At 55.6% G+C, this 26,487-nt stretch carries 20 protein-coding genes and 2 pseudogenes; 18 read left to right on the top strand and 4 right to left on the bottom strand.

Features of this window, described 5'->3' with window-relative positions:
• Window positions 1-25 precede the first annotated feature (25 nt).
• Window positions 26-1,413: pseudogene (locus tag N6V40_RS04035) on the bottom strand (flavin reductase family protein).
• Window positions 1,410-2,714, bottom strand: a complete 1,305-nt coding sequence (locus tag N6V40_RS04040; RefSeq protein ID WP_262199100.1) for an aromatic ring-hydroxylating oxygenase subunit alpha — start codon at window positions 2,712-2,714, stop codon at window positions 1,410-1,412. The pseudogene N6V40_RS04035 and the gene N6V40_RS04040 overlap by 4 nt, the downstream one beginning before the upstream one ends.
• A gap of 156 nt (window positions 2,715-2,870) precedes the next feature.
• Here N6V40_RS04040 and N6V40_RS04045 point away from each other — a divergent pair, with 156 nt between their 5' ends.
• The 3 genes from N6V40_RS04045 (at window position 2,871) to N6V40_RS04055 (ending at window position 7,209) form a co-directional block, all read left to right on the top strand.
• A complete protein-coding gene (locus N6V40_RS04045) occupies window positions 2,871-3,806 on the top strand; it encodes a LysR family transcriptional regulator (protein WP_262199101.1) in 936 nt (311 codons plus the stop codon).
• Between the two features lie 130 nt (window positions 3,807-3,936).
• Window positions 3,937-5,151: a formaldehyde dehydrogenase, glutathione-independent gene (gene fdhA / locus N6V40_RS04050; RefSeq protein WP_131089413.1), complete on the top strand. Its 1,215-nt coding sequence runs from the start codon at window positions 3,937-3,939 to the stop codon at window positions 5,149-5,151.
• A gap of 234 nt (window positions 5,152-5,385) precedes the next feature.
• Window positions 5,386-7,209 carry a BCCT family transporter gene (locus tag N6V40_RS04055; RefSeq protein ID WP_131089412.1) on the top strand — a complete coding sequence of 608 codons (1,824 nt, stop codon included), beginning with the start codon at window positions 5,386-5,388 and terminating at the stop codon, window positions 7,207-7,209.
• A 44-nt stretch (window positions 7,210-7,253) separates the two neighbouring features.
• Here the strand turns inward: N6V40_RS04055 and N6V40_RS04060 are convergent, their stop codons facing one another.
• Window positions 7,254-7,916 carry a GntR family transcriptional regulator gene (locus N6V40_RS04060; protein ID WP_131089411.1) on the bottom strand — a complete coding sequence of 221 codons (663 nt, stop codon included), beginning with the start codon at window positions 7,914-7,916 and terminating at the stop codon, window positions 7,254-7,256.
• Between the two features lie 350 nt (window positions 7,917-8,266).
• On the opposite strand from N6V40_RS04060, the gene purU reads away from it, so the two are divergent.
• From purU to N6V40_RS04120, 12 genes and pseudogenes are all read left to right on the top strand, one after another.
• Window positions 8,267-9,139, top strand: a complete 873-nt coding sequence (gene purU, locus N6V40_RS04065; protein ID WP_131089410.1) for a formyltetrahydrofolate deformylase — start codon at window positions 8,267-8,269, stop codon at window positions 9,137-9,139.
• 260 nt (window positions 9,140-9,399) lie between these two features.
• A pseudogene (locus N6V40_RS04070) lies at window positions 9,400-10,444 on the top strand (M14 family zinc carboxypeptidase).
• Between the two features lie 755 nt (window positions 10,445-11,199).
• Window positions 11,200-13,110 carry a glycerophosphodiester phosphodiesterase gene (locus N6V40_RS04075; protein ID WP_262199102.1) on the top strand — a complete coding sequence of 637 codons (1,911 nt, stop codon included), beginning with the start codon at window positions 11,200-11,202 and terminating at the stop codon, window positions 13,108-13,110.
• A 156-nt stretch (window positions 13,111-13,266) separates the two neighbouring features.
• A complete protein-coding gene (locus N6V40_RS04080) occupies window positions 13,267-13,743 on the top strand; it encodes a hypothetical protein (protein WP_131089408.1) in 477 nt (158 codons plus the stop codon).
• Between the two features lie 175 nt (window positions 13,744-13,918).
• Window positions 13,919-15,796, top strand: a complete 1,878-nt coding sequence (locus tag N6V40_RS04085; RefSeq protein WP_262199103.1) for a glycerophosphodiester phosphodiesterase — start codon at window positions 13,919-13,921, stop codon at window positions 15,794-15,796.
• Window positions 15,797-16,068: 272 nt separating this feature from the next.
• The gene (locus tag N6V40_RS04090; protein WP_262199104.1) at window positions 16,069-16,404 is read left to right on the top strand and encodes a toxin-antitoxin system HicB family antitoxin; all 336 of its coding nucleotides are present in this window, start codon (window positions 16,069-16,071) and stop codon (window positions 16,402-16,404) included.
• Window positions 16,405-16,516: 112 nt separating this feature from the next.
• The gene (locus N6V40_RS04095; protein WP_131089405.1) at window positions 16,517-16,933 is read left to right on the top strand and encodes a helix-turn-helix domain-containing protein; all 417 of its coding nucleotides are present in this window, start codon (window positions 16,517-16,519) and stop codon (window positions 16,931-16,933) included.
• A gap of 829 nt (window positions 16,934-17,762) precedes the next feature.
• Window positions 17,763-18,899 (top strand): acyl-CoA dehydrogenase family protein, encoded by a 1,137-nt coding sequence (locus N6V40_RS04100; RefSeq protein WP_131089403.1) that lies wholly within the window; start codon window positions 17,763-17,765, stop codon window positions 18,897-18,899.
• 62 nt (window positions 18,900-18,961) lie between these two features.
• Complete coding sequence (gene mmsB, locus N6V40_RS04105; RefSeq protein ID WP_262199105.1) at window positions 18,962-19,876, top strand: 3-hydroxyisobutyrate dehydrogenase; 915 nt, start codon at window positions 18,962-18,964, stop codon at window positions 19,874-19,876.
• 36 nt (window positions 19,877-19,912) lie between these two features.
• A complete protein-coding gene (locus tag N6V40_RS04110; RefSeq protein WP_131089401.1) occupies window positions 19,913-21,412 on the top strand; it encodes an aldehyde dehydrogenase family protein in 1,500 nt (499 codons plus the stop codon).
• Window positions 21,413-21,528: 116 nt separating this feature from the next.
• Window positions 21,529-22,350 (top strand): enoyl-CoA hydratase/isomerase family protein, encoded by an 822-nt coding sequence (locus N6V40_RS04115; protein WP_262199106.1) that lies wholly within the window; start codon window positions 21,529-21,531, stop codon window positions 22,348-22,350.
• Window positions 22,351-22,419: 69 nt separating this feature from the next.
• Window positions 22,420-22,935, top strand: coding sequence for a GNAT family N-acetyltransferase (locus tag N6V40_RS04120; RefSeq protein WP_262199107.1), 516 nt, complete (start codon window positions 22,420-22,422; stop codon window positions 22,933-22,935).
• A gap of 56 nt (window positions 22,936-22,991) precedes the next feature.
• On the opposite strand, the gene N6V40_RS04125 is transcribed toward N6V40_RS04120, so the two are convergent.
• On the bottom strand, window positions 22,992-23,363 hold the full coding sequence (locus N6V40_RS04125; protein ID WP_262199108.1) for an ArsR/SmtB family transcription factor: 372 nt from the start codon (window positions 23,361-23,363) through the stop codon (window positions 22,992-22,994).
• A gap of 123 nt (window positions 23,364-23,486) precedes the next feature.
• On the opposite strand from N6V40_RS04125, the gene arsB reads away from it, so the two are divergent.
• From arsB to N6V40_RS04140, 3 genes are read left to right on the top strand one after another with little or no spacing between them, the layout of a single operon-like run.
• Window positions 23,487-24,560, top strand: a complete 1,074-nt coding sequence (gene arsB, locus N6V40_RS04130) for an ACR3 family arsenite efflux transporter (RefSeq protein WP_262199691.1) — start codon at window positions 23,487-23,489, stop codon at window positions 24,558-24,560.
• Window positions 24,561-24,574: 14 nt separating this feature from the next.
• Complete coding sequence (locus N6V40_RS04135) at window positions 24,575-24,988, top strand: arsenate reductase ArsC (RefSeq protein WP_131089398.1); 414 nt, start codon at window positions 24,575-24,577, stop codon at window positions 24,986-24,988.
• 35 nt (window positions 24,989-25,023) lie between these two features.
• Window positions 25,024-26,436, top strand: coding sequence for an FAD-dependent oxidoreductase (locus N6V40_RS04140; RefSeq protein ID WP_262199109.1), 1,413 nt, complete (start codon window positions 25,024-25,026; stop codon window positions 26,434-26,436).
• The last annotated feature ends 51 nt before the right edge of the window (window positions 26,437-26,487 follow it).

Genomic DNA, 26,487 nt, shown 5'->3' on the forward strand with positions numbered 1-26,487 from the left:
ACTAAGTTTGTGGTGGATCTGGAAACTAGGCGTCGATGACCAGATCCGAAGAGGCGGTGGAACAACAAGGCAAAAACTTGCCGGCCGCAATTTCGCGGGCGCGGATGCCGCCTTGATGATTCATGGTGACCTCGCCGGAAAGTTTGATGACCTTGCATGAGCCACACATGCCTTCTTGGCAGTTGGCGGCGATACGTACCCCGGCATTTTTGGCCACACCGAGAATCTTCTGCTCCGGGTTGATCAGCACGTTGAGTTTGGAGCGCACAAAGCTCATGGTGATGTTGCCTTCACCGACGCACTCGTAGTCCGAGGTATCTGGCGGCAACAGTGGGTCAACCGGTTCTGGTGGGGGAATCGGTGCGGCAGAATCCACCGCGATCAGCTCTTGGCCAACCGACTGGAGGGTCCCGGTCTCATCGTATTCCGGTTCGTACATGCCAAGTTCTGGTGGTTGGCTCTCGTAGAACTCTTCCACCGACTCGGCCACTTCCTCGGCGATGGACTCGGCGAGCACAATTTCCTTCTGGTATTCCAGTAAGGTTTTGCGGTCGCCAGAGAAAAACTCCATAAAGACCGAGGTGTCATCCACGCCGACTTCATGCAAAAGCTGGGTTGCGGAGTTTAAGTAGCCTTCGGGTCCACAGGCAAAAACCTTGCGTCCATTGGCATCGGGGGCCACCGCATCAATCATGGAAGCCGACAGTCGGCCGGTGTAACCCTTCCAATTTTTGGGTTTGTCGCGGTCTCCTAGGGAGTAGTACACCTTGATGCGGGTATCAACCTTGGAGATATATTCCAGCTCCTGCCAGAAGGGAAAGTCTCCTGGGACGGTGCCGTGGCAGAGCACAATCACATCGGCCTGGCCTGGCAGGGTGTGAATGGTGCGCACCATGGACATGATCGGGGTGACGCCTGCTCCTGCTGCCAAAAGAGGTAGCGGGCTCGACGGTCCGAGTCACCGAGGTGGAAGGCACCCACCGGTCCGAGCATATCCAGCACCATGCCCGGGCGCAGGTTTTCGTGAGCCCAGTTGGACACCAATCCCTTAGCGTCGCGCTTAATGCTGATATTAAAGGTCCAGGGCACGGTCGGAGCGCTAGAAATTGAGTAGCTGCGATCAACGGTCTCTTCGTTTTCTCCGTAGACCGGGAAAGCGATGTTCAGGTACTGACCGGCACGGAAGGCCAGAGGAGCGCCGTCCACGCGGCGGAAGACGAACGTCATCAGCCCGCCGGCTTCCTCGATGTTCTGCACACACTCGGCCAAAAATTCCTGCGGGTGCCATGGTCCCAGCGCCTTAGCCGCGGTGGCTGGCTGCTCGGGGCTGCGCAGTACCCGGTTCCACGGCATTTCCAATCCGCGGATGCGCTGTGCGGTGGAGGGGCCTACCACGGTCGTGCCTTTGTTCATGCCAGGTGCTCCAGCACGCGCTGGGTGTACCAGTTGATGAAGGCTTCGACCTGGTATTCGCTCTTCATGTACGGGCCTTGCTGGTAGGCAGGGCTGCCGGCGCCGGTTTGGCACAGTTCCACAAAGGCCTTGTCCTGCAGGTTGGTCTGCTTCCAGGTGTAGGTCAGCTTTTCCAGGTCGTAGTCGACGCCCTCTACCGCGTCGTCGGCCACCAGCCAGGTGGTGCGCACCAGGGTCTGGTGTTCATTGATCGGGTAAGCGGCGAAGGTGATCACGTGGTCGGACTGGAAGTGGAACCACGAGTTGGGCTGTAGGTGCATGGAGCAGCGGCCCAGGCGGAAGTCGCGCAGATCGCCCAGTAGCTTCTTGGACAGTCGGCGGCCATCGGCGGAGAAGGATTCTCCGTCTCCGTCCAAGGATTCGCGCGAGATGCGGATGCCGGCGATGCGGGTATCAAGTTCTTCTACCACTTCAAAGGGCAATCCATAACGGCGGCAGCGTTCTTCCAATGCGGCTTGGGCACTCTTGTTGCGTTCCCAGACCTCTTCGAGGTGTGGTGGGACCAGTTCGTCGGTGAGACCCCAGGTGGGGAACAGGGAACAGGCCAGCTCTGGGTGGCCATCGCAGTGGTAGCACTCGCGATTGTTCTCCATCACCAGCTTCCAATTACCTTCTTCAATGATGTCCTGCTGGTAGGCGACCTTTGAGCTGCCCAGATCATGAGGAGCGAGGTATGGTTCAAAGATTTTGGCGACATCATCAAAGTCAGCCGGTGGCGTGTCAGCGATGGAGACAAAGATTAGGCCAGCATGGATGCGGCCGTGGGCACGCTTGAGCGCAAAGCAGTTTTTGTCGAAGTCGATTTCACCCGGGGAGGAGGCGTGGATTAGGTTGCCTTCTGGCGAGTAGGTCCACGAGTGGTAGCCACAGACCAGATTGCCGGTGCTGCCCGAACTAGAGGTAAGTACGCGGGCTCCGCGGTGGCGGCAGACGTTGTGTAGGACGTTGACTCCGCCGTCATCGGTGCGCAGCACGATCAGTGAGTGGGGTCCGTAATCCAAGGTGACGTAGTCGCCGGGCTCCGGGAGTTCGGCAACGCTGGCGGCAAAAAGCCAGTGGGTGCCGAAGACGGCTTCCATTTCTACTTTGAAGATTGCGGGGTCGGTGTAGAAGGGGGCTTCGAGTGAAAAGCCCTTGCGCCGATTTGAGAAGAGTTCGGTAATCTCGGCGAGCTGTTGCGTGTCCAGTGTCGAAACGAGTTTGCCTCGCGAGCTTCGCGTGGCACCTACCGAAGCGGTCATCTGTACTCCTAGAAACACGGGGCGATGCGCGCCCTTTTGCTGTGGATATAGCGGTGAAGGGAACACCATTGTGATCTACCGCATGAATCGAGACTAGGGAGAATTAGTATCCATGAAAAGCGCAATATTTTGGATGAAATCGTGCACAATTAGTGCATGATTGATCCACGCCTGAGCACCCTGCGAGTCTTCTCTTCCACCGGAACTATCGCCCAAACCGCGGAATTGACCGGATACTCGCCCTCGGCGGTATCCGCGCAGCTACGCGAACTACAGCGCAGCCTTGGCCTAGAGCTATTGGTCAAGGACGGTCGAGGGGTGCGGTTGACTGCCACCGGCAGACATTTTGTTTCTGGCGTTGACTCGATTGTGACGCAGTGGGAGCTGTTGATGGCTTCTTCGCGCACCGCGTCCGGGCAGTTACAGTCCAGCTTTGGTCTTGGCGGATTCTCCACGGCTGCGGCCGAACTTCTGGCCCCGCTGGCGGCCAAGCTACGCACCACCCGACCGGAGATGGAAGTGCGACTTGTTGAGGCGCAACCCCAGCGCTGTCTAGATCTGCTGCTTTCTGAGCGCATTGACCTCGCGGTGATTGTGGCCAGCCAGGCGCAGACCGGTTCCATGGTTCAGGCTCGCTTTGAGCAGACGGTGCTGCTTGATGATCCCTTGGATGTGGTGTTGCCTGCTGACCATCGCTTGGCCGGCAATAAGTCGGTGTCTTTGGAACAGTTGGCCGATGATCCGTGGATTACCGAAGCCGAGCACTCGGTGTACCGGGCACTGTTTGTTGCCGCGTTTACCTCCCTGGGCGTGACTCCGCATATTGCTCATGAAGCGGTGGAGTGGGAAACCATGATCGCGTTTATTGGCGCCGGATTGGGTGTGGGACTTTTGCCTCGCTTGGCCACCCTGGGCAATGTTGAAAACGTGGTGCGTCGACGGGTCAGCGGCGCGGCAAAGCCCTCACGTCGAATTCTCGCCGTCACCCGAAAAGGCAGCGTGGGCTCTCCGATGATTGACGAGTCTTTGAAAATTTTGCAGGACACAGCCCGCGGAATTATCTCCCAACGCTCGGCCGACGAACTGGACTGAGCTGGTAGGCCTAGGGCTCACCTAAGGGCACTTCTTAGTTCCAGCAACCTATTGACATGACTGACTCAGATGTGGAGACTTTCGTACATCCGATTAGTATCCAACTAATATTTCATTCGAAAGGTCTGGCATGGGCAATCTAGCAGTGAGCTATGCAGGAGCCGGAAAAGTCGAACTCATCGACACTCCGTACCCCGAATTTGAACTCAAAGACGGTCCGGGAGTGCATCCGGCCAACATCGGCAGAAAAGTACACCACGGCGTCATTCTCAAGACCATCGCCACCAACATTTGCGGCTCTGACCAGCACATGGTTCGAGGACGCACCACCGCACCGGAAGGCTTGGTCCTAGGCCACGAAATCACCGGCGAGGTGGTGGAAGTTGGTCGCGACGTTGAGTTCCTCAAGGTCGGTGATGTGGTCTCGGTACCCTTCAACATTTCCTGCGGACGCTGCCGCAACTGCAAGGTTGGCCAGACCGGCATCTGTTTAAACGTGAACCCTGATCGTCCGGGCTCAGCCTACGGTTACGTGGACATGGGCGGCTGGGTCGGCGGACAGGCCGAGTATGTGCTGGTTCCCTATGCAGACTGGAACGCACTGAAGTTCCCTGACCGTGACCAGGCCCTGGAGAAGATCTTGGATCTGACCATGCTCTCGGACATCTTCCCCACCGGCTATCACGGTGCCATTGGCGCTGGCGTCACCGTTGGCTCCACCGTTTACGTGGCAGGTGCCGGCCCAGTGGGTCTGGCAGCAGCAACCTCAGCCCAGTTGCTCGGTGCAGCAACGGTCATCGTGGGAGATCTGAACGAAGATCGTTTGGCCCAGGCACGCAGCTTCGGTTGCGAAACTGTGGACGTCTCCAAGGGAGATCCGGGAGAGCAAATTGCGCAGATCCTCGGTACTCCAGAAGTAGATTGCGGTATTGACGCGGTGGGCTTTGAAGCTCGCGGACACGGACACAATGCCGGCAAGGAACAGCCTGCCACCGTGCTGAACTCGCTGATGGAAATCACCCGAGCAGGCGGAAGCTTGGGCATCCCGGGCTTGTACGTCACCGGAGATCCAGGAGCCACCGACGAGGCTGCTAAGCAGGGTTCGCTGTCCATGCGGTTTGGTCTTGGTTTTGCTAAGTCTCACACCTTTGTCACCGGTCAGTGCCCGGTAATGAAGTACCACCGTGGCCTGATGCACGCGATCCTTTCCGACAAGGTTTCGATTGCTAAAAACGTCAATGCCACCGCCATTGCGCTGACGGATGCACCGAAGGGTTATGCAGCCTTTGATGAGGGTGCGGCACAGAAGTTTGTGCTTGATCCACACGGCATGATTGGCGCCTAAACGCCACGAAGAACTTCAGCAGGTGCGGGGTTGAGGCAGCGAAGCCTCAGCCCCGCAATACCTGTGGCAAGCACGTCATCGGAGCCGGTTGCCTGCCATTTCTAGCTTGGGCTGGGGCAATGATGCGCCCTCCCGACTCCCTCATCACGGCTCACCCCCGTGATCTGGCACTAGGCTAACCGCCACGGACCACACCCAGCCGGCGGGGCGCCAACTCACCGCAAAGGAAATGCTATGAAGAGCACAGAGCAACCTGAAGTAGACCTTGTGAGCGAGCTGCATACAGCGCGCAAACGCAAGCCACGAAGATATCTGAACAGCGGAACTGACTATTGGGTGTTCGGAATTGCAGGCATTCTCACTCTGGCGTTTATCGCCTGGGGATTCATCTCGCCCGAGGGGTTGGGTAGTGTCGCATCCACTGCCCTTGATTGGGTGATCACCAATACCGGCTGGGTCTTTGTTATCGCAGCCACCGTCTTCACCATCTTTGTTCTCGTGGTGGCCGCCAGGAACTTTGGCCGCATCCCGCTGGGTAAGGATGATGAAAAGCCACAGTTCAGCACCGTCTCATGGATCTCCATGATGTTTGCTACCGGTATGGGCATCGGGTTGGTGTTCTACGGTGTGGGCGAACCGCTGTACTTCTACATGGTTCCACCACCTGAAACGGTCGGGGGACAGACCTCGGCCGCAGTGGGAACCGCTATGGGAACCACGCTGTTCCACTGGACGCTTTTCCCTTGGGCCATGTACGCAATTGTTGGTTTGGGTATGGCGTACGGAAGTTTCCGATTGGGTCGCCCGCAGTTATTCTCTTCAATGTTTTCTTCGATTTTTGGCGAACGTGCCGTCAACGGTTGGGGCGGCAAAACCATCAACATCCTGGCCATTTTGGCCACCTTGTTTGGTTCGGCTTGTTCGCTGGGTCTAGGCGCATTGCAGATTGGTGGCGGTATTCAGTCCGCCGGGATCATGTCCTCAGTAGGCTCCGGCGTGCTGGTCTTGATCATCGCCATCCTCACTGCTCTGTTTGTTGCCTCGGCAGTCTCCGGTATTGAGCGCGGAATTCAGTGGCTTTCCAATATCAACATGGTGCTGGCCGTCGCTCTGGCCTTGGTGGTCTTCATTGGCGGCCCGACGCTGTTCATCTTGAACGTTATCCCGAACGCGGTTGGATCCTTCATTGCTGATCTGCCGCAGATGGCATCACGCACCGCATCATCCGGTGATGGTGACATGGCCAGCTGGTTGTCCTCGTGGACCATCTTCTACTGGGCTTGGTGGGTTTCATGGACCCCATTTGTTGGTCTGTTTATTGCCCGCATTTCCCGTGGCCGCACCATCCGTCAGTTTGTCACCGGCGTACTGCTGGTTCCATCGGCAGTGACCCTGCTGTGGTTCGCGATTTTTGGTGGCGGTGCCATCGGCATTCAGGAACGTGCTGAACGCTCGGGCGATATGGGCCAAGCGATCACCCAGATGGTGGACGGGGCTCCGGACATCAACTTCGACTCGGTACTCTTTGAGCTATTGGGCAGCCTGAACCTACCTGGCTGGTTCGCCTCGGCACTGATGGTTTTGACCGTCATACTGATTGCCATCTTCTTTGTCACCGGCGCTGACTCGGCCTCGATTGTGATGGGTGCGCTCAGCGAACGCGGAGCCGAAGAACCGACCAAGAAATCAGTGATCTTCTGGGGCGTCTCCGTAGGGGCGGTGGCCGCAGTGATGCTGCTGGCCGGTGGAGAGCATCCGGCAGAAGCGCTGAATGGTCTAAAGAACATCACCATTGTCGCGGCGCTACCGTTTGTGCTGGTCATGCTCTTGCTCTGCGTGGCTATCTGGAAGGACCTGAGTAAGGATCCTTTGGTGCTTCGTGGCAAGGTAGCGCTGGAAGTTCTGGAGCAGGCCGTGGATGAGGGTATTGACCGCCATGACGGTGAGCACTTTAGCCTGATGACCACCGAGCAGCCTATTGTTCAGGTTTCCAGCGATGAACCGGTGATCCTGCCAGCTGCTGATCCAGATCTAGAGGCAGAAGGTGTCGGGAAGTAAAAGTATCTGCTCACAGCGCCTCTTGGACCGTGAAAGATTGCGGACTAAGGGGCGCTGCGCAGCGCCTGCTCAAAGTGGGTCACATGCTCGGAGACCAACTTGGCGGCAAGCTCTCCGTCATTGTCTAAGATGGCTCGCAAGAGTGCCGAATGCTCTTTGAGGTGTTCGGCGATTGGTGGCATCTGATCGATAACGAGGCACCAGATTCGCGTTACGAGGTTATCCAGGCGCACCAGGGTTTCTTCCAGATGCTTATTGGCTGCGGCCTTGTAGATGAGTCGGTGAATCTGTACATCCAGTAGCAACAGTGAGCGCTGATCCAACGTCGGATCAAGTGCATCAATGCGTTCCAAATAACCGGCGAGCTGGGACTGGATCTCGGGATCCTTGTTCGCTGCCGCATTACGTGCTGCGAGCGGTTCAAGGGCTTGGCGCATCTCAGAAATGTAGTTCAGTTCATGGAAATCTACCGCGGTGGCGAAGGTTCCACGACGCGGATAAGAGACCACCAGGTGATCAATTTCTAAGCGCTTAAGAGCTTCGCGCATCGGGGTGCGTCCCACGCCCAATTCTTCAGCCAGCTGTGGTTCATGAATCGGGTGAGTTGGAGCGATCTCTAACAGCATCAGCCGATCACGTAGCGCCGCGTAGGCGCGATCCGCCATCGAACCTTGTTCGGTGATGGTGCTGGAGAATTCGGGGGCCATCGATATTTCGCTTTCTTCACTGTTCAAAACGCACTTGCCACTACACAAAGGGTATCGCCTGCAACCGCGAGGGGTGATTTTTGCCCCGCGGAAGCGGTGAGAGTGCTGCGGATGAAGAAGTTAAAAATCTGTTGAGAAATGTTGTTGACGCTGTCCTAGTACACACATAGTATTGTGATCAGCTATTGATATATCAGTCTCATGGTCAGACTTTCAGACACTTGCTAAGTCAGGAATCGACGGAGTTCTCAAAGATCTCTGACCATCACACGCCACCAATCTTGAACTCAGATACCACCACGAGCCATGGCGAAGCTAGCGCTAACTCGGCGAACGCAAGGAGCGGCACGATGACCGAACCGAACAACAAATACGTCTTGACCTTCACCTGTGCTGAGCGCGCAGGAATCGTGCATGCGGTCACCGGTCTGCTACTTGATCATCATGGAGATATTCGCGAACTCAAGCAGCACGATGATCAGCGCTCACGCACTTACTTCCTGCGCATCGAATTTGAGGTTGCGGACAGCGACAATAATGAAATCGCTATCGCAGACCTAGAATCCAACCTGAAAAACCTGGCTGAAGAACACGACGCCAAGTGGGGCCTACGCCCAGCGGGCCAGAAAAAGCGCGTGCTGATCATGGTCTCCAAGTTCGGCCACTGCCTGCATGACCTACTCTTCCGTGCCCGCATGGGGGAGCTTCCGGTAGAAATTGCTGCGGTTGTTTCCAATCACCCAGATCACCGTCAGCAGGTTGAATGGAACGGTATTCCGTTCTTCCATGTTCCAGTCACCGCAGCGACGAAGCCAGAGGCCGAAGACAAGCTGATGGAACTGGTGGATCGCTTTGACGTGGATCTTGTGGTGCTCGCTCGCTACATGCAGGTGCTCTCCGATGACTTGACCCGCAAGCTCAATGGCCGTGCGATCAATATTCACCACTCCTTCCTGCCTTCGTTCAAGGGCGCTAAGCCGTACCACCAGGCATTTGAACGTGGCGTAAAAACCGTGGGCGCTACCGCTCACTACGTCAACAGCGAGCTGGATGAAGGGCCAATCATCACCCAGCGTGTTCAGGAAGTTGACCACAGCTACGAACCCGAACACCTAGTTGCCGCCGGCCGCGATACCGAGTGCAAGGCGCTCTCGGACGCAGTGCGCTGGCACTGTGAAGATCGAGTCTTCCTCGACGGTTCGCGCACCGTAGTTCTTCGCTAGAAAGACGAAAAACAGCACAAGGCCAGCCGTGGCACACAGATACTGCGGCTGGCCTTGTGCTGTTCAGCAATCTTCTCTTTCCCTTGCGGGGCAGGATTTATTCGACAAGGATGGGTGCCAGCGCCTAGTGCGACTGGCGTCACATCACTGCATTGATGGACCTGGACCAGGGGCGTCAACATTTTCATCACCCGTCACTATTGAGGAAGAACGAAGGAAGAACCATGCAAAGAAGTTCATCACTGTTCCCAACCCAAGCGATGAAGAAAGGAGCCTGCATCGTTGCCGGATCAGCGTTGATGCTCGGACTAGGTCTGGCTCCGGCGCAAGCCGTAGGTGAAGGGCCAAACAACAACCAGAATGGAACGACCAACACCTCGATCTTGCACACCTATGATTCGATGGTGGCCGAACTGAAGACTCAGGATGCCAAACAAGCGGCACTGGACCTCGAAGTTATCGGTCAGTCGGTTAAGGGTCGTGACCTGTACTTAGCAAAGTACATCTCGGACCCGAGTAACCCGACGATCCTTTTCCTAACTCAGCAGCATGGCAACGAACAACTGACTACCGAGGGAACTCTTGAAGTTATCAAACATCTCGGATCAGGTCGGATGAAAGACGTACTAAAGAACGTTAATATCCTCGTGGTGCCAATGCTCAACCCGGATGGGGCCATGGGAGACGTGGATTTCTCGCTGGATGACTACATAGCATCCGGCGACCGTCACCTCACCCGATACAACGCCAACAACGTTGACATAAACCGCGATCACGTGGCCAAGAGCCAGCCGGAAATTCAGGCTCTGCACAATAACGTGCTGTCCGCTTTCAACATTGATTACATGATCGACTTGCACCATCAGGGAACTCGCTCAGCCATCAATGGGGAATTGGTCTCGGGGTCGATACTGTATCCAACTACTGCCGACGTTTCGGAAGAAGTGCGCGAGGGGTCTAAGCGCCTTGGTTCCATCGTTTACCAAAACGTGGATTCCACGGGATGGGGCCACTTAGGAAAGTATGTTGGCGGTACGGCTAACACCATTGCTCGCAACGGCATCGCGGCCGAATACGGCATCTCGACTTTGCTCTTCGAAATGCGCGGAATGAGCGATCACTACAACGCTGACTATGTGCTGGGTCAGAAGTCCAACGGATATCTGCGCCAGCGAGACCATCCTGACCTTGGAATCCACCATCAAAGCGGTGGCCGACGGCTCGGTTGAAACGGCAGACACTTCCGTCTGGGATACGTTGCCGGAGCAGTCGACGTTGCCAGGTGAAGAAGAAGCAGACGAATAGAAATTCAAAAATGCATGCGGGCCGGTTACGTTAGCCGGCTCGCAGTTCGTCCCGCTACTCTCTGACGGCATGCCACATTAAACTCGTGCACGTCCTGCGAACGATTCGGACCGATACTAAACACTGATGCAAGGACTTACCTCCCGACTGAAGCGAATATTCCGCTCCTCAAACATCTGCGCGACAGCAATACAAGTGAACCGTCGAGCACGTTGGGACCGCTGAGCCGCACGGTACGTTTTACCAACCAGGCACAGGGCAGTAAGACCGACGGAAAAGCACAGTGCACCAAGCACCTGTTCCTGCGGGATTCTACAGGCGAATCCTGCACACACCGCGCCGATTCCTAATCCAATGAGCAGCAAAGCCACAATCATGGACTGGATGCGGATGCGGCGTTCAAACTTTTGGATGTGTTCTAGGGCTGTCTGAAACCCTGAATGCAGTTCAAGAACTCTGGCGCGATTCTTGATGCGCCGGTTGCGACGCAAGATGAGCAGTGTCCTGTGCGGGGTGCGTTGCACGCAAGTTCAATTATCTGAGGAATCGTCAGGGACTACATCGGACCAATGAAGTACGGGCTAGTACTGCATTTGAAGTAGTTAAGAGGCCAGATCCGCAGTAAAGTTGAACAGGCTGAAGAAGTATCAGTTGGGGTGCCATGCAGCACCAAGGTAACTAGTGACCTTGGCTGTCGGCATTCTTTACAGGGCATCAGTAGTCGCCTGCGCACGAACCTGAAAGCAGGACCGGCAATGAAAAAGCATTCGGAGCTAAAGCTTCAGCGAAAGTCCAAGAAGCAACGGCTTGGCGCCTCATTGCTTGGAGCTAAGACCCATAGCGATCAACATGAGCGGCTGAACGTGGCGTTGGTGCTGCGCTTATTGGTTCAGGCCCTGCGGCTGAGCCACGCGCATGTGCCTCGCTATTTGGGTGCCATCATTCTGGCTCAGGCGTTTAACGGTTTTGTTGTGCTCCCTGCGGTCAAGGCGATCTTCTCGTACGCACTAAACGTCAGCGACCTGGCCAACCTGACGAACCGCGACCTGCCAACGATGCTGAGCCATCCGGGGGCCGCGCTCCTACTCTTGCTGATTGCATTTATTGTTCTGTTGGCTCTCGGGCTTCAGTTCTCCGTGCTCATCGTGATGGTCAATCGCCAGCAATCAGGTTTATCGCTGAGTACCAAAGAGGTAGTGCGGGAAACCGTGGGCACGCTGTGGCGTATGGTGCGCAGACCTCCGCTGCCACTGATGCTTTACCTCATTGTGGTGCTGCCGTTGGGTGGGTTGGGTCTTTCCTCGGTGTTGATTCAAGGAATTGAAATCCCACCATTTGTCAGCAGAGAGTATCTGAAGACTCCACTCAGTGGCGTGGGATATTCATTGCTGATCGCGGTGATCTTCTACCTGAATCTGCGTCTTATACTCAGCCTGCCGATGTTTGTTGTGGGCGGGAAAAAAGCTACGCACGCTATTTTTGAGAGTTTCCGTGCCACAAGCGGCAACTTCTGGGGCTCGGTGTTTATGTTCGGTATTCCGGCGCTGGGTTGTGCACTGCTCTCATCATTGATGGTGGAAATTCTGATCTGGATTTCCCGTACGGCCAACACTCTCCTGGACCTTCAGCGATCCGCGTTTGTGGCTTTGGTGTGCATCCAAGCCGGTTATGTTCTGGGCTTCTTACTTGTAGGCGTCACCACGGTGGTCATCATTCAAGTCCTCGTGGTCGCAGCCCGATCCCAGTTGGATCTTCCGCATGGACTAGCACGCGTATCGACACCCAACCACACTGCACGCTCAATGCTGTTCATGATTGTGGCGGTCGTGGTTTCCTCGTTACTGCTGGCCTTTAGCGTCCGTGCCGTGCCACTGATGGCTGGCACCACGTCCAAAGCAGAAGATACTGCGATCTTGGCCCACCGAGGATTCTCGGGTGGAGGAGTGGAGAACACTATTGGCGGTTTGGAAGCGGCCGCAAAATTGCATCCGGACTATGTTGAAGCTGACTTTCAAGAAACCAAAGATAAGCACTTCGTGGCCAGCCACGACACCAACCTCTTGGTAGTGGCTGGGCGCAATCAGAACATCTATGAAATGAACGTCGATGAAGTGACCTCGGTGAAGCAGAACGTCAGCGGGTTTACCGGGACAATCCCCACCATGAATGAGTATCTGAATCGGGCGAAAGAGTTGAAGACTCCGTTGCTTGTGGAACTCAAGGTCTCAGGACATGAGGCGCCTGGCTTTATGGACCGTTTCCTCAAAGAGATTGACGCGGCCGGCACCGCCGAGCAGAACATCTATCACTCGCTGGATCCCGCGGCGGTCAGTGAACTGAAAGAACGGCGTCCCGAACTTCGTGTGGGGCTCACCATGGCCATGAGCCTTGGGGCGATCCCGGAAGTTGAGTGCGACTTCATTGTCGTGGAGCAAGCGTCCTTTGACCCTGAACTGTTGGCGATGGCCAGGGAAGCGGACAAGCCGGTCTACGTCTGGACGGTTAATGAGGAACAGAAAATCCTAGAGCTCCTAAGTCTAGGAGTGGATGGAATTGTCACCGACAGCGTGGACGTCGCGCTGCGAGACCGGGACTTTGTGGCTGAGAACCCGAGGTCTGATTACCGTGTTGGTGTAGCTCTAGCGCACCTAGACCTCTTCAGATAAGAGCACCAACATTTGCGAGCTGTTCTGATTCTGTCTCCACCCTTGGGTTGATCCGGGCGCTCTAAAGTCGTCCTTGTATGCGAGGTATTGGAAGTGCCTACGGATCTAGGCTTGAGACTGTAGCAATTGCACACCTTGATCTCGTGAAGGAATTTCATGCGTGGATTTTCATCGTCCGACCTTTCTCGCAACATTGCCCGAATGTCGGCGAGCACAGCATTTTTAGCATTAGGCGTAGGTCTGGCAGGGTGCGGCGCAGTGGACTCCTACGACAAAGCAATTTCCGATGCGTGGTCTGTGACCTATGAAGTCAGCGTGGATGGTGCCTCCGACGACACTTTGAGCGAAGTCTCCTATCTTGAGGCGCAAAAGCGTGGCGAGGAGTCGGCTGAAGTCACCGAAGATACGGTGACAGCTAATGCCGACGAGAAGAAGAAATCTCGCAAGGTCTGGTCCTTGGAAAGTATGGTCACCGCAGAACAAGATGCGGCCATTGCTGCCACGCCGGGGAAAGACGCAACGGCAACCTGCAAGATTCTCCTAGACGGTGTTAAAGAAATAGCTTCTGAAACGGGCGCACCAGGCCAACGCGTGGACTGCGAAGCTACGACCCCAGCGTTTGGCGCAAAATAAATTGTTGCCATCCTTAACGCTTTTGAATCCAGAATCGTCCAGAGAACTCTAAGAATTCGGGGTTGTTTCTGAGACCCCCTCCACAGCGCAGAAAAAGAGACCGGGATAAGATAGTCGTTAGCCTTCTTTAGCTTTCGAAACGATTGGAACGGGATAAAACGCTGTGAACGACAGAATGAAATTCGGATCTACTTGCCCGGATCATTCTGCTCAGTTGCACCCGGCGACCCGCGAGGTGGCACCAACCTTTTCGCAGATTCCCGGATTCCTTCGTCGAATTTGGCGTCTTAGCCATGCGCGAGTTTTCCGCTACCTAGCTGTCATTAGCGTGATTCAGCTGATCAACGGACTAGGCGTCTTGCCGGCTATCAAGTACCTGTTTGGGCTGGCCCTTGAAGCTAGTCATTTGGAAAACGTCACCGACCGTACCTATACGGAATTGCTGACCCATCCGATCTCCCTTCTGTTGATACTGGCCATCGCGATCCTTGCTTTTGCGGCCATTAGTTTGCAGTTCGTGGCGTTGATCGTGATGGTCAATCGGCAACAATCAGGCCGCCCACCAAACCTGGCTGACATGGTCAGGGATACTCTTACGGTGATGCGCAAGTTGCTGCGCTATCCATCTCCACTGTTGATGGTTTACTTCTTCCTGGCGTTGCCAATGGGCGGCTTGGGCCTCTCATCGGTATTGATTCAAGGTGTGGGTATTCCGCCGTTTATCACCCGTGAGTACCTGAAGGTCCCGCTAAGCACGGGCCTTTATGCATTGATGATCGCCGCGATCTTGTGGCTGAACCTACGTCTGATTCTGACCCTGCCACTGTTGGTTATTGGCGAGAAAAAGTCATACGCAGCATTGGGCGGAAGCCTCAAAGCAACGCATAAGAACTTCTTCCGATATCTTCTGCTTGTGGGTCTGCCACTAGGGATAGCCGCGTTGAGCGCCTCGCTGTTGGTAGAAGTTCTGGCGTGGATCTCCGAGATGGCCACCAACATCATGACTGCGCAAAGCTCTGCGGTGGTTGCGAGCTTGTGCATCGGGGTAGGCCATACCCTAGGGTTCATGATCATCGGTGCTGCCACAGTGGTGGCCCTGCAAATTCTGGTCGCTTTGGGACGTGACCACCTCGGACTCACCTCCGTCTTTGAGGAGTACACGCTACGCAAGCGCACTGTGCAGGCCAAAGCTACCCGTGCCTCGGTAGAGGCGCTGGCTTTTGGTCTTGCGGTCTCCGCCAGTTTGTATGCCGCTCCGGCCTTGGGCCAAACAACCTCCAGTGCCGAAGACAGTTTGGTGATAGCCCACCGCGGTTATGCCGCCGGTGGGGTGGAAAATACGCTTGGTGCTCTGGATGCCGCTGCCGAAAACAAGGCCGACTATGTTGAAGCGGATTTCCAGCAGGCCAAGGACGGAAAGTTCGTCGCAAGCCACGACACCAATCTGCTGATGGTTTCCGGCGTCAACAAGAATATCTACGACATGACCGTGGACGAGGTACAAAAGGTGACCGTCCGAGAGGGTGGCTTCACCGACCACATTCCCACCATGGCGGAGTACTTGAAGCATGCCAAAGAACTTGGAATACCGGTTCTAGTAGAGCTCAAGGTCAACGGGCATGAGCATAAGGGATACCTCAAGGAATTCCTCAAAGAAATCGATGCGGCCGGGACTGCAACCGATAATATCTACCACTCGCTCAACGCTCCTGCAGTCAAGGAAATTAAGCGCCAACGCCCTGAACTTCGTGTTGGTCTCACTGTGGCCATGAGTGTTGGCAGGCTGCCACAGGTGAACTGCGATTTCTACACGTTGGAACAGGCATCGTTCCGTCCAGACTTGCTGGATCAGGCTCACGAGCAGGGTCAGGAAGTCTACGTTTGGACCGTTAATGACGAGTCCAAAATTCGGGAGCTGTTGAGCCTGCCGGTAGATGGCATCGTGACGGACCAAGTTGAAATGGCGATAACTGACCGCCAGATGGTTGCTAGCGAACCAGCCAGCGAGTATCGAGTCGGCTATTCGTTGGCGTACCTGGACCTGTTTCGGTAATACCGAGACGGCTCTGTGCCCTCTTGTTTAATTGGTACCAATAGTGGAACTATGGTGTCATGCCATTGGTAGACGCCGTTGTGGCGCAGATGAGCCAAGGTCCCAATAAGGTTCGTTTCTCAAAGCTGACCAAAGCTTGCAGCGCATGATTTGGGTATTCCGCGTCAAAGTTTTTTGGCGTAACCCGTGGACGTTCAAAACACCAACGGGACAACTGGGTCTTATTAGGTGAAACTAGGGCCTCCGGTTATCAAGGAAATGGGGAACGGAAGATGGCAACTGAAGAATCAGTGCAAGTAACTCGCTATAAGTACAGTGTTGCGTGGTCCGCTGAAGATGATGAGTATCTCGCCACCGTGGCCGAGTTCCCGTCACTGTCCTGGCTGGCCGAGTCCCAAGCAACCGCACTGTCGGGGATGCTTGGTCTGGTGAGAAGCGCGGTTGCTGACTTATCCAGAGCAGGCGAAGAAGTGCCAAGCCCATTTGCCACACGTGTGTACAGCGGAAATATTCGACTGCGAGTGTCACCCCAAAAACATCGGGACCTAACAATCAAAGCTTCGGAGCAAGGCGTTTCGTTTAACCGCTATCTGAACGAACTGCTCTAAGTGCGCCAGTTCCGGTTGATCAGGACGGTTGGATTCCACTAGAGCGCGACGGTGTGCAGTTCATATGGCGTAGCATATATGTTACGCTAGAATCCACGCCGAGGAGGGTTCAATGGAAGCGTCAACAACATTTTGGGACGATCTAGCTAAGGATCTTGAGGATCCGGAATTCCTCAGGGAGTACGTTGTCGAATCGATCCGGATTGCCACTATCGACAGCATCGTGAATGGTCTGGATGAGGCTCGCGTTGCCGCGGGATTGTCGAAAGCTAGCCTGGCCCGCGCTATAAGTGCTGAGCCGGCAACAATGCGACGGCTCTTTTCTGGCAGTGCATCTAATCCGACACTTGGGACGCTCGCCGAAGTGGCTGCAGCTTTGGGCATGAGGGTAAAGCTTGAACCTCTACCTAAATCAGAACGCTCGGCGCTCACCCGGCCGCTACTCGAAGGAAGATCTGCCAACACGGAAGAATTGGCTGAATACTTAGAAAAACTCCGTCAAACTACGAAGGCTTCAAGAGCTGCGTAATAATGGACTCAAGCAAGAGGCCGTGGGTTTCGACTGAAATATTCGTCGCCTAGCTTGCGCACTGCAGCGTAGTCTTCATCTGAAAGCGTCGTTCGAATTGGTTTGCTTCGACCGTCAATAATTACAAGCAAAGGCTTGTCGAGTCCTTCTGCTTCGTAATCGAGTCTGCAGAAAAGACGGAAATGTTCTTTCTTCTTTGGGCCGTCGACGCGAATCTCAAACCATCCAGACATATCGCAGTGCATTGCTTCCCAGTATCCGCCGCCAGAGAAGCTTTTGGAGGGGCCTCGGCCACTGCGATAAGTACTGCCCTCATGGTTGCCCGAACTTTCGGTGGGCAGGATTTTAGAAAATCTCGACCTGGAGAAGGTTGGTTCGGATCATCATCCTTATGGCGCTTGAAGTAAACCAATGAATGTACATCATCGCTGGAGGGCGCTCACTTTGCCTGCGAGGTTGCTTTTAGTGGCAAGCGTGACTGCTTAGAGGACTTACGTTGTCTCTTATCCGGACTCATGAAGCGAGATTCTACGCATCGCACTCAATGAATGGGCCAAATAGTATCTTTGGCGGGGATAAATCTGCCCTCTGTCCGGCGCATTGGCTCTACTAGTCTCGTGCACAAGGTGCTTGCGGTGAGGTTACTGGGTAGCGACTAGATGCCCCCTGTAGGACCTTCGAGTCCTGCTTCTTGCTATGAAAAACAAGCCCTAAATCGCGTGCTGAGCAAGGATTGGTTTCTCGCTCCAAGTATTTACTTGGAAGCCCTAGTATTTAGTAGGATGTCCAACTATATTTGTGGCTAACCGCATCTTTGGAAGGCCCGAGCATGTTTGAAATTACCGAGGACCAGCGCGCACTAGTAGATATGGTGCGTGATTTTGCAACCACCGCATTGGAACCAAACGCGGCGAGCTGGGACGAAAATAAATACTTTCCCGTAGAGGTTTTGGCCCAAGCCGGTGAATTGGGAATGGGTGGCATCTACGCCACCGAAGAGTTCGGCGGCTCCGGACTGACCCGCAGTGATGCGGTGCTGATTTTTGAAGAGCTTGCCAAGGCTGATCCGACCATCGCAGCCTACATTTCCATCCACAACATGGTTGTCTGGATGATCGATACCTTCGGATCCAGAGAACTGCGTGAGCAGTGGATCCCGCAGCTGGCCTCCATGCAGTCCTTGGGTAGCTACTGCCTAACCGAACCCGGCGTGGGTTCAGACGCCGCAGCTCTTCGCACCCGAGCAGTGCGCGAAGGCGACGAATACGTGCTCAATGGCGTTAAGCAATTCATCTCCGGCGCCGGATCTTCGGCCGCTTACGTTGTTATGGCTCGCACCGCGGACACCGGATCGCGTGGCATCTCCGCGATCCTCGTCCCTGCCGATGCTCAAGGTTTGTCCTTCGGCCCTAACGAAAAGAAGATGGGCTGGAACGCACAACCTACCCGACAGGTCATCCTCGACAACGTCCGAGTACCCGCAGGCAACCTATTGGGAGCTGAAGGTGACGGTTTTGGCTTTGCCATGAAGGGTTTGAACGGTGGACGTCTGAACATTGGTGCATGCTCGCTAGGTGGCGGACAGAAAGCCTTAGAAAAGTCAGTTGCCTATCTCAAAGAGCGTGAAGCTTTTGGCGGCCCACTAACTAATCAACAGTCTTTGGTTTTCAAACTTGCCGATATGGAAACCGAATTAGAAGCCGCCCGCACTCTACTGTGGCGGGCGGCAGCAGCGTTGGATGCAGGCGCACCCAACGCAGTGAGGCTGTGTGCCATGGCCAAACGACTAGCCACCGACGCAGGATTTAATGCTGCCAATTCCGCCATACAGCTCCACGGCGGCTACGGATACTTGGCTGAATACGGGTTGGAGAAAATTGCCCGTGACCTTCGAGTGCATCAGATCCTTGAAGGCAGCAACGAGATCATGCGCCTGATCGTAGGCAGAACCTTGCTGGACTCATAGACTTCCGGGTTGCAGACTGAAACCCCAACGAATAAACCTTCAATGAAGAAGAGAGAATTTCAATGGTAAAGAACATCGCATTCATCGGTCTGGGCCATATGGGTGGTTATATGGCCGCCAACCTGGTCAAGGCAGGACATCAGGTAACAGGCTTTGATCTCTCGGCCCCAGCCCTAGAAGCTGCGATCAAGGCCGGCGTGAATATTGCCGAATCCGGGGCCCAAGCAGTGACGGATGCCGACGTTGTCATCACCATGCTTCCCGCCGGTCGCCACGTAATCGGCGCGTTCGAGGGACCGGACGGACTACTCGCAGCAGCCGCCAAAGGAACGCTGTTCTTGGAATGCTCAACCATTGCCGTGGACGATGCCCACACAGTGCATCAGATGCTCAGCGCCGCCGGGCATCGCGGTGTGGACGCCCCAGTATCCGGCGGAACCACCGGTGCAGAAAACGGGACACTGACCTTCATGGTTGGCGGCAGCGACGCAGATTTTGCCGACGCAGAAGTCATCTTCAAAGATATGGGCAAGCGAATTGTGCACTGTGGCGGCCCTGGCGCCGGACAAGCGGCGAAGGTCTGCAACAACATGATCCTCGGCGTGAGCATGATTGCCGTTTCTGAAGCTTTTGTACTGGGTGAAAGCCTCGGACTGTCCAATGAAGCGCTCTTTGAAGTGGCCTCCGCAGCCACCGGCCAATGTTGGGCGCTGACCACCAACTGCCCAGTCCCCGGACCGGTACCAACAAGCCCGGCCAACAAAAACTTCGAGCCAGGCTTCGCCGGTGCATTGATGGCCAAGGACCTCGGCTTAGCGGTCCAGGCGGTGGACGCCGCAGGCGTTCAAGCCCGACTGGGAGTGGCCGCCGAAAAGATCTACCGAGACTTTGCTGCCGGTGAAGGCGCACGCAAAGACTTCTCCGGAATTATCAACGAGATCCGAGCTGCTTCCGCCGCAGCCAAGCCCGCCAACTGATCTGGTCAACCCTAGCTTTATTGAATACGAGGAACAATGAGCACTTCTAACACTGATCCACGCACCGAAAACCTGCTCAACGGTTTTGACCAGCCCATGTGGATAGATGGCGAAAAAACCGAATCGAGTACCGGTGAATGGCGCGAGGTCCGCAACCCGGCGATCCGTGAAAGTGTCATCGCCCGAGTGCCTGCCGCCGGTATCAAAGATGTGGATCGAGCGGTTGACTCAGCTCGCAAGGCGTTTGGTGCATGGCGCGGGGTGCACTTCACCGAGCGTGCCAGGGCACTGGCCAAAATCGCCGACGACATTGAAGCACGAGCCGAAGACTTCGCTAAGCTCACCTCCCTTGATACCGGCAACGCGCTGCGCACCCAGGCCCGCCCGGAAGTCACCACGCTGGTGGCCCTGTTCCGCTACTTCTCCGGCATCGCGGGCGAAGTCAAAGGCACCACACTGCCCGCGGGCGAGAACCAACTGCAGTACACCCGACTTGAACCGTTGGGAGTGGTCGCGTGTATCTTGCCGTGGAACTCACCGCTGATGATTGCCGGCTTTAAGATTCCAGCGGCGCTAGCAGCCGGAAATACTGTCATCCTCAAAGCGGCCGACGATGCGCCGCTGACCATCTTGCTACTTGCCGAAATCTGCAACCGACACCTGCCCGCAGGAGTGCTCAACGCGTTGACCGGTCGCGGATCCGTGATAGGTCAGGCCCTATCCGAGCACCCTGGCGTGGACAAAGTCTCCTTCACCGGATCAACCGACGTAGGTCGAGGAGTCGCCCGCACCGCAAGCGAACGCCTTGCCCATGTCTCTCTGGAACTAGGCGGAAAGAATCCTTCGATTGTCTTCCCCGATGCCGTAGACGATGAACTGATTGATGGGCTGCTTGCCGCCTCGCGCTTCACCCGTCAGGGGCAAAGCTGCACCGCCGGATCGAGGCTTTTCCTACATGAAGACGTCTATGACGAAGTCTTGGAAAAGCTGACCCTTAAGCTCGGAGCGCTGAAGGTGGGTGACCCGCTGGATGAGGCCACTGACATGGGCGCGATCATCAATGCCAGCCAGCACCGCCAAATCAGTGACTACCTGCAAGAAGGTCGGAACAACTCGGCGCTGACCGTAGCTTTGGGTGGAGACGAGCCAACTTCAGGGCCACTGACCGAAGGATACTTCCACCAGCCCACCGTTTTTGGCGGAGCAAGCAATGACTTCCGTCTTGCACAAGAAGAGATTTTTGGGCCAGTGCTGGTGGCTATTCGTTGGAAAGAAGTCGACGAGGTCGTGAAGATGGCCAACGATTCGCACTATGGTTTGGCCGCCTACGTATGGAGTCACAACCTAGATAATGCGCTGAACACTGCCCACCGTGTGGAAGCAGGTTGGGTTCAAGTCAACCAGGGAGGTGGCCAAGTGGTGGGCCAATCCTATGGTGGCTACAAGCAGTCAGGCATCGGGCGCGAAGTATCTCTAGAGGGCATGCTGGCCGGCTTCACCCAGACCAAACAAATCAACGTAAAGTTGCGCGGCTAGAAGCAACAAAATGGGCCGAGTAAAAGCTAGTTCGCCTGGTCAAGAAAGAATGGTGCTTTGATAGAGGCAGGAATGATCAACTGGACCAGAGCTGGGTCAGTGCTAAGGGGCGGACAATGAGTGTCGAACAGCAACCGGATCTAACCGGTAGCCTGCGCGTAGAACGCAGTGGCGCGGTGGCAACGCTGTATATCGATAATCCGCGTCGACGTAATGCGGTGTCCAAAGATATGTGGGGACAATTTGCGCCCCTGCTGTATACCCTGGCTGAAGACGACTCGGTACGCGTGCTGGTAGTTCGCGGGGCCGGAGAGAACTTCAGTGCCGGTGCTGATATCAGAGACTTGCGCGCAATCTTGCATGATGCCGAATCAGGCCGCCATGACGGTGGACATGTCAGCGCCGGAGAAAATGCGTTGGCCGTATTCCCTAAGCCAACTATCGCGGCGATTGATGGTTATTGTGTCGGCGGTGGTTGGCAGATTGCCGGAGCGTGCGATATCCGCATCGCTAGCGAGCGTGCCCACTTCGGGATTACTCCGTCCAAGATTGGCATCGTTTATCCCACCAGTGGTATTGAACGTCTAGTTCATCTTGTCGGCCCAGGCGTAGCCAAGCAATTGCTGTTCAGCGCTGACTTCATTGATGCTGATGAGGCAAAAAATGTTGGGCTGGTTGGAAGTGTTTTACCGGTTCAGGGTTTCTGGGAAGAGATCGAAAAGTACGCACTGCATTTGGCAGGACGTTCGGCCTTGTCCATTCAAGCCATGAAAGCCATTGTTGACGCGATAGCTGTTGGTGGCATTGACCTAGAAGAGGTCAACGCCTATTGGCAACAGCAGGTGGATGTCTCGGATGACCCAACCACGGGCATTACGGCGTTCCTAGAAAAGCGGACCCCGGAATTCACTTGGAACGGTACGGTTCCCTTAGGCTAGCGCTTTGAGGGTGAGGGCTCACCACAAATCCGCACCAAATAGCGCCAGAACCCTTGGGAAGGATTGAACGTGGGGAACGCTATTAGCGCAGGTATTCAGATTGCTCAGATGACACAAGATCATTGGGAGTCGGTATCCACTATTTATGGTCAAGGGATCACAACCGGACTGGCGACTTTTGAATCCGAGGTTCCGTCCAAGGAAAGATTCTTCGGTGCGAAGATCCCGGAACTATCCCTGGTAGCGCTCGTTTCCTCTGGGAATGTTGCCGGTTGGGCTGCTGCCACGCCTATTTCAGAACGTTCCGCCTACCGTGGGGTCGTTGAGCATTCGGTCTACATTGATCCGCAATGCTCGGGGCGTGGGATCGGAACCATACTGCTTCAAGAGCTCATCAAACGGGCCAATGAGCAGGGTTATTGGACGATTCAATCAGCGATTATTTCCGGCAATGAAGGTAGTAGATCACTGCACAAAAAAGTTGGTTTCCGGGAAGTCGGCCGCCGAGAACGTATTGCGAAGGGCGCATGTGGTGAGGTTGCCGGACAGTGGATGGACACGTACCTGTACGAGCTGAGGCTTTGAGTGGACGGCAGTGAGCTGACCGGCTCGCTAGGGCGGGGTCATCTGAACTAATGAAGCTACTTTTTTGCCACCAAGGCTGCGCTTAGGGATTCCAGTGCGCCGGGAACCACGGAGAAGTAGGCCCAGACGCCACGCTTTTCGCGGTGTAAAAGCCCTGCCTCAACCAAGATTTTCAGGTGATGGGAGACGGTGGGTTGCTTCAGTCCCAGGGGTTCGGGCAAGTCGCAGACGCACGTCTCAGATTCCTTGTTCGCCGAGACAATCGAGAGAATGCGAAGCCGGTTGGGATCGCTGAGCGCCTTAAAACGAGAGGCGAGTAGCTCGGCTTCTTCTGCCTGAAGGATGTCTTTGCCCTCAGCTGGAACACAACATGGAGATTCGAAAGGCTGAAGGTTCAGGCCCGACTCGGTGCTTGTGTCCGTACTCATTGTTTGGGCCGCTTTCGTAGTTCCGTCAGAGATTGACAAACGTCGATATACGCAAGGATACTCGAAATATCGATAGTCGTCGATGTCTAATCTTGGAGTGATAATTCAGTGACACCCGCGCCAATGCCCGACACCGCCCCCGTGGCGGCGAAGCTCTCTTTCCTAGACCGATATTTGGCACTATGGATCCTGCTAGCCATGGCCATCGGGCTGGGGTTGGGACGCATCTTTCCTGCGCTGGGTGAACTGTTGGACCGCTTCACTGTCGGTGGGGTTTCGGTTCCCATTGCCATGGGGCTCTTAGTGATGATGTACCCGGTCCTAGCCAAGGTGCGTTACAACGAAACCTCTCGAGTTCTCACTGATAAAAAGCTCATGATCACTTCGCTGGTGATCAACTGGGTGCTGGCACCGGCCTTCATGTTTGTCCTGGCCTGGATCTTCCTCGCAGACCTCCCCGAGTACCGCACGGGGCTGATCATTGTTGGTTTGGCTCGCTGCATCGCGATGGTGTTCATCTGGAACGATTTGGCCTGCGGTGACCGAGAAGCGGCAGCCGTGCTGGTAGCCATCAACTCGATCTTCCAAGTCGTTGCCTTTGGTGCGCTGGGTTGGTTTTACCTCCAGTTGCTGCCTTCCTGGTTAGGGCTGGAAACCACCAGTGCAGAATTCTCCATAGGTGCCATCACCGCCTCGGTACTCGTCTTCTTGGGCATTCCACTGCTGGCTGGTTTCTTGACCCGAACCCTGGGTGAAAAAGCCAAGGGCAGGGATTGGTACGAGGGTAAATTCCTGCCAAAGATTGGCCCGTGGGCGCTCTACGGTCTGTTGTTCACCATTGTTCTGCTCTTTGCCTTGCAGGGAGATAACATCATCTCCAAACCGTGGGATGTACTGCGGATGGCGCTGCCGCTACTGACCTATTTTGTGGTGGTTTTTGGTGCTGGAATGCTCATTGGTCGAGCCCTGAAGCTTGGCTACCCACGCACCACTACGCTGGCTTTCACTGCAGCTGGCAACAACTTTGAGCTGGCTATCGCGGTGGCCATTGCCACCTTCGGTGCAACCAGTGGACAAGCGCTCGCTGGCGTGGTTGGTCCACTGATCGAAGTACCAGTTTTGGTGGCACTTGTGTATGTGGCCCTCTGGACTCGCAAATTCTTCCCATCCACTGAACGCGCAACTACTTCGGCCTAAGGAATCAACTAACCATGACTGAGCTCCACAAACCTTCGGTACTCTTTGTCTGCGTTCACAATGCAGGACGTTCACAAATGGCTGCTGCGTACCTCTCCCATCTTTCCGAGGGCAAGATTGAGGTCCGTTCAGCCGGTTCCGCACCAGCTGATTCGGTGAACCCTTCAGCCGTGGCAGCCATGGCCGAAGAAGGCATTGACATGTCGGCGGAAACTCCAAAGATTCTGACCACCGAAGCAGTGAAAGAATCCGATGTAGTGATCACCATGGGCTGCGGAGATACCTGCCCGATCTTCCCGGGTAAGCGCTACGAAGACTGGAAGCTGGAAGACCCAGCCGGTCAAGGAGTGGACGCCGTACGTCCAATCCGCGACGAGATCCGCAGCCGGATCGAAACCCTGATTTCCGAGTTGCTACCAGCTAACTAGCCACCTAACGCAGTCCTTACGCTAAGGAGAATGCCATGAGCTCAACCTATCCGGTGATCGTAATTGGTGCGGGACCCATTGGCCTGGCCACCGCAGCACACCTGCGTGAACGCGGTCAGGAAGTATTGGTTCTGGAAGCAGGAGAGCAGGCTGGTTCGGCCATCAAGCAGTGGGCACACATCAAGCTCTTCTCTCCTTGGCGGTTTAACATCGACGCTGCCGCTCAGCGTCTGTTGGAAACCGCAAGCGAAGGCTATGCAGGGGAGTGGGAAGCACCGCGAATCACCAAACTGCCTACCGGCGGCGAACTGGTCAGCGAGTACCTTCAGCCGCTGGCCGCGCATCCCGAACTGGCGCCACGCATTCGTTACGGTCACCGGGTTATCAAGGTCAGCCGCATCGCCGCCGACGGGCGCGGTGTAGACAAGACTCGCGGTGCCAATCGGGACGAAACACTATTTTTGGTGCGCGCCCAAACTAACGAGGACCAAGTAGATCTCATTGGTCGCGCCGTGGTTGATGCCAGCGGAACCTGGAACCAGCCCAGCCCAGTAGGTCGAGCAGGTATCGAAGCCATCGGAGAAGCGAAAGCCCGCGAACGCGGATATATCCTCGGTGGTCTTGTTGATCCGCTAGGTGCTGATGAGCAGGAATTGGCTGGAAAGTCCTTGCTGGTTCTCGGCGCCGGGCACTCGGCAGCCAACACCATCATTGCGCTGGGTCGATTGCAAAAGCAGTATCCCGAGACCAGGGTCGTGTGGGGCTTGCGTGGGGACGCGAATCCGATTCGCCTCTATGGCGGTGGCGCCGCTGATCAGCTGCCTGCGCGAGGACAACTGGGAACCAGCCTGCGCCGACTGGTAGAAAACGGCAACGTGCAGCTACTTGAAAATGTGGCTGTGGCTTCGCTGAAGTCCGAAGAGCAATTGACGGTGTCCCTGTCCGATGGCCGGGAGCTTGTAGTGGACCGCATTATCGCGGCGACCGGTTTCCGCCCAGACCTGCAGATACTTTCCGAGCTTCGTTTGGATTTGGATGAAAGTGTTGAAGCACCACGACAGTTGGGGCCACTAATTGATCCCGAGTTCCATAGTTGTGGCACGGTCACCGCGCACGGAGAAAAGTTGCTGGCTCATCCGGAAAAGAACTTCTACATCGCCGGAATGAAGAGCTACGGACGCGCCCCAACCTTCTTGATGGCAACCGGGTATGAGCAGGTGCGCTCCATTGCCGCCGCGTTATCCGGCGATAGCCAAGCCGCTGACCGGGTGGAGCTGGACCTACCGGAAACCGGAGTCTGCTCTACGGATCTGGGTGGCTCATGTGATGCCCCGGCACAGGAAGAATCTTCGTGCTGCAGTAGTGGACCGCAGCCGGTGGTCTTCGGGCTATCAACCGGAACGTTGCATGGGAATGCACAGTTGGTCGAGGGAACTTCAAGCGACTAGGTGCTTCTTCGGCGCTCCCCTTCGGTCCGTCAGCGGGGTGTCTGCAAAGAA

The organism is Glutamicibacter sp. M10, from assembly GCF_025452055.1.
Lineage (GTDB): Bacteria > Actinomycetota > Actinomycetes > Actinomycetales > Micrococcaceae > Glutamicibacter.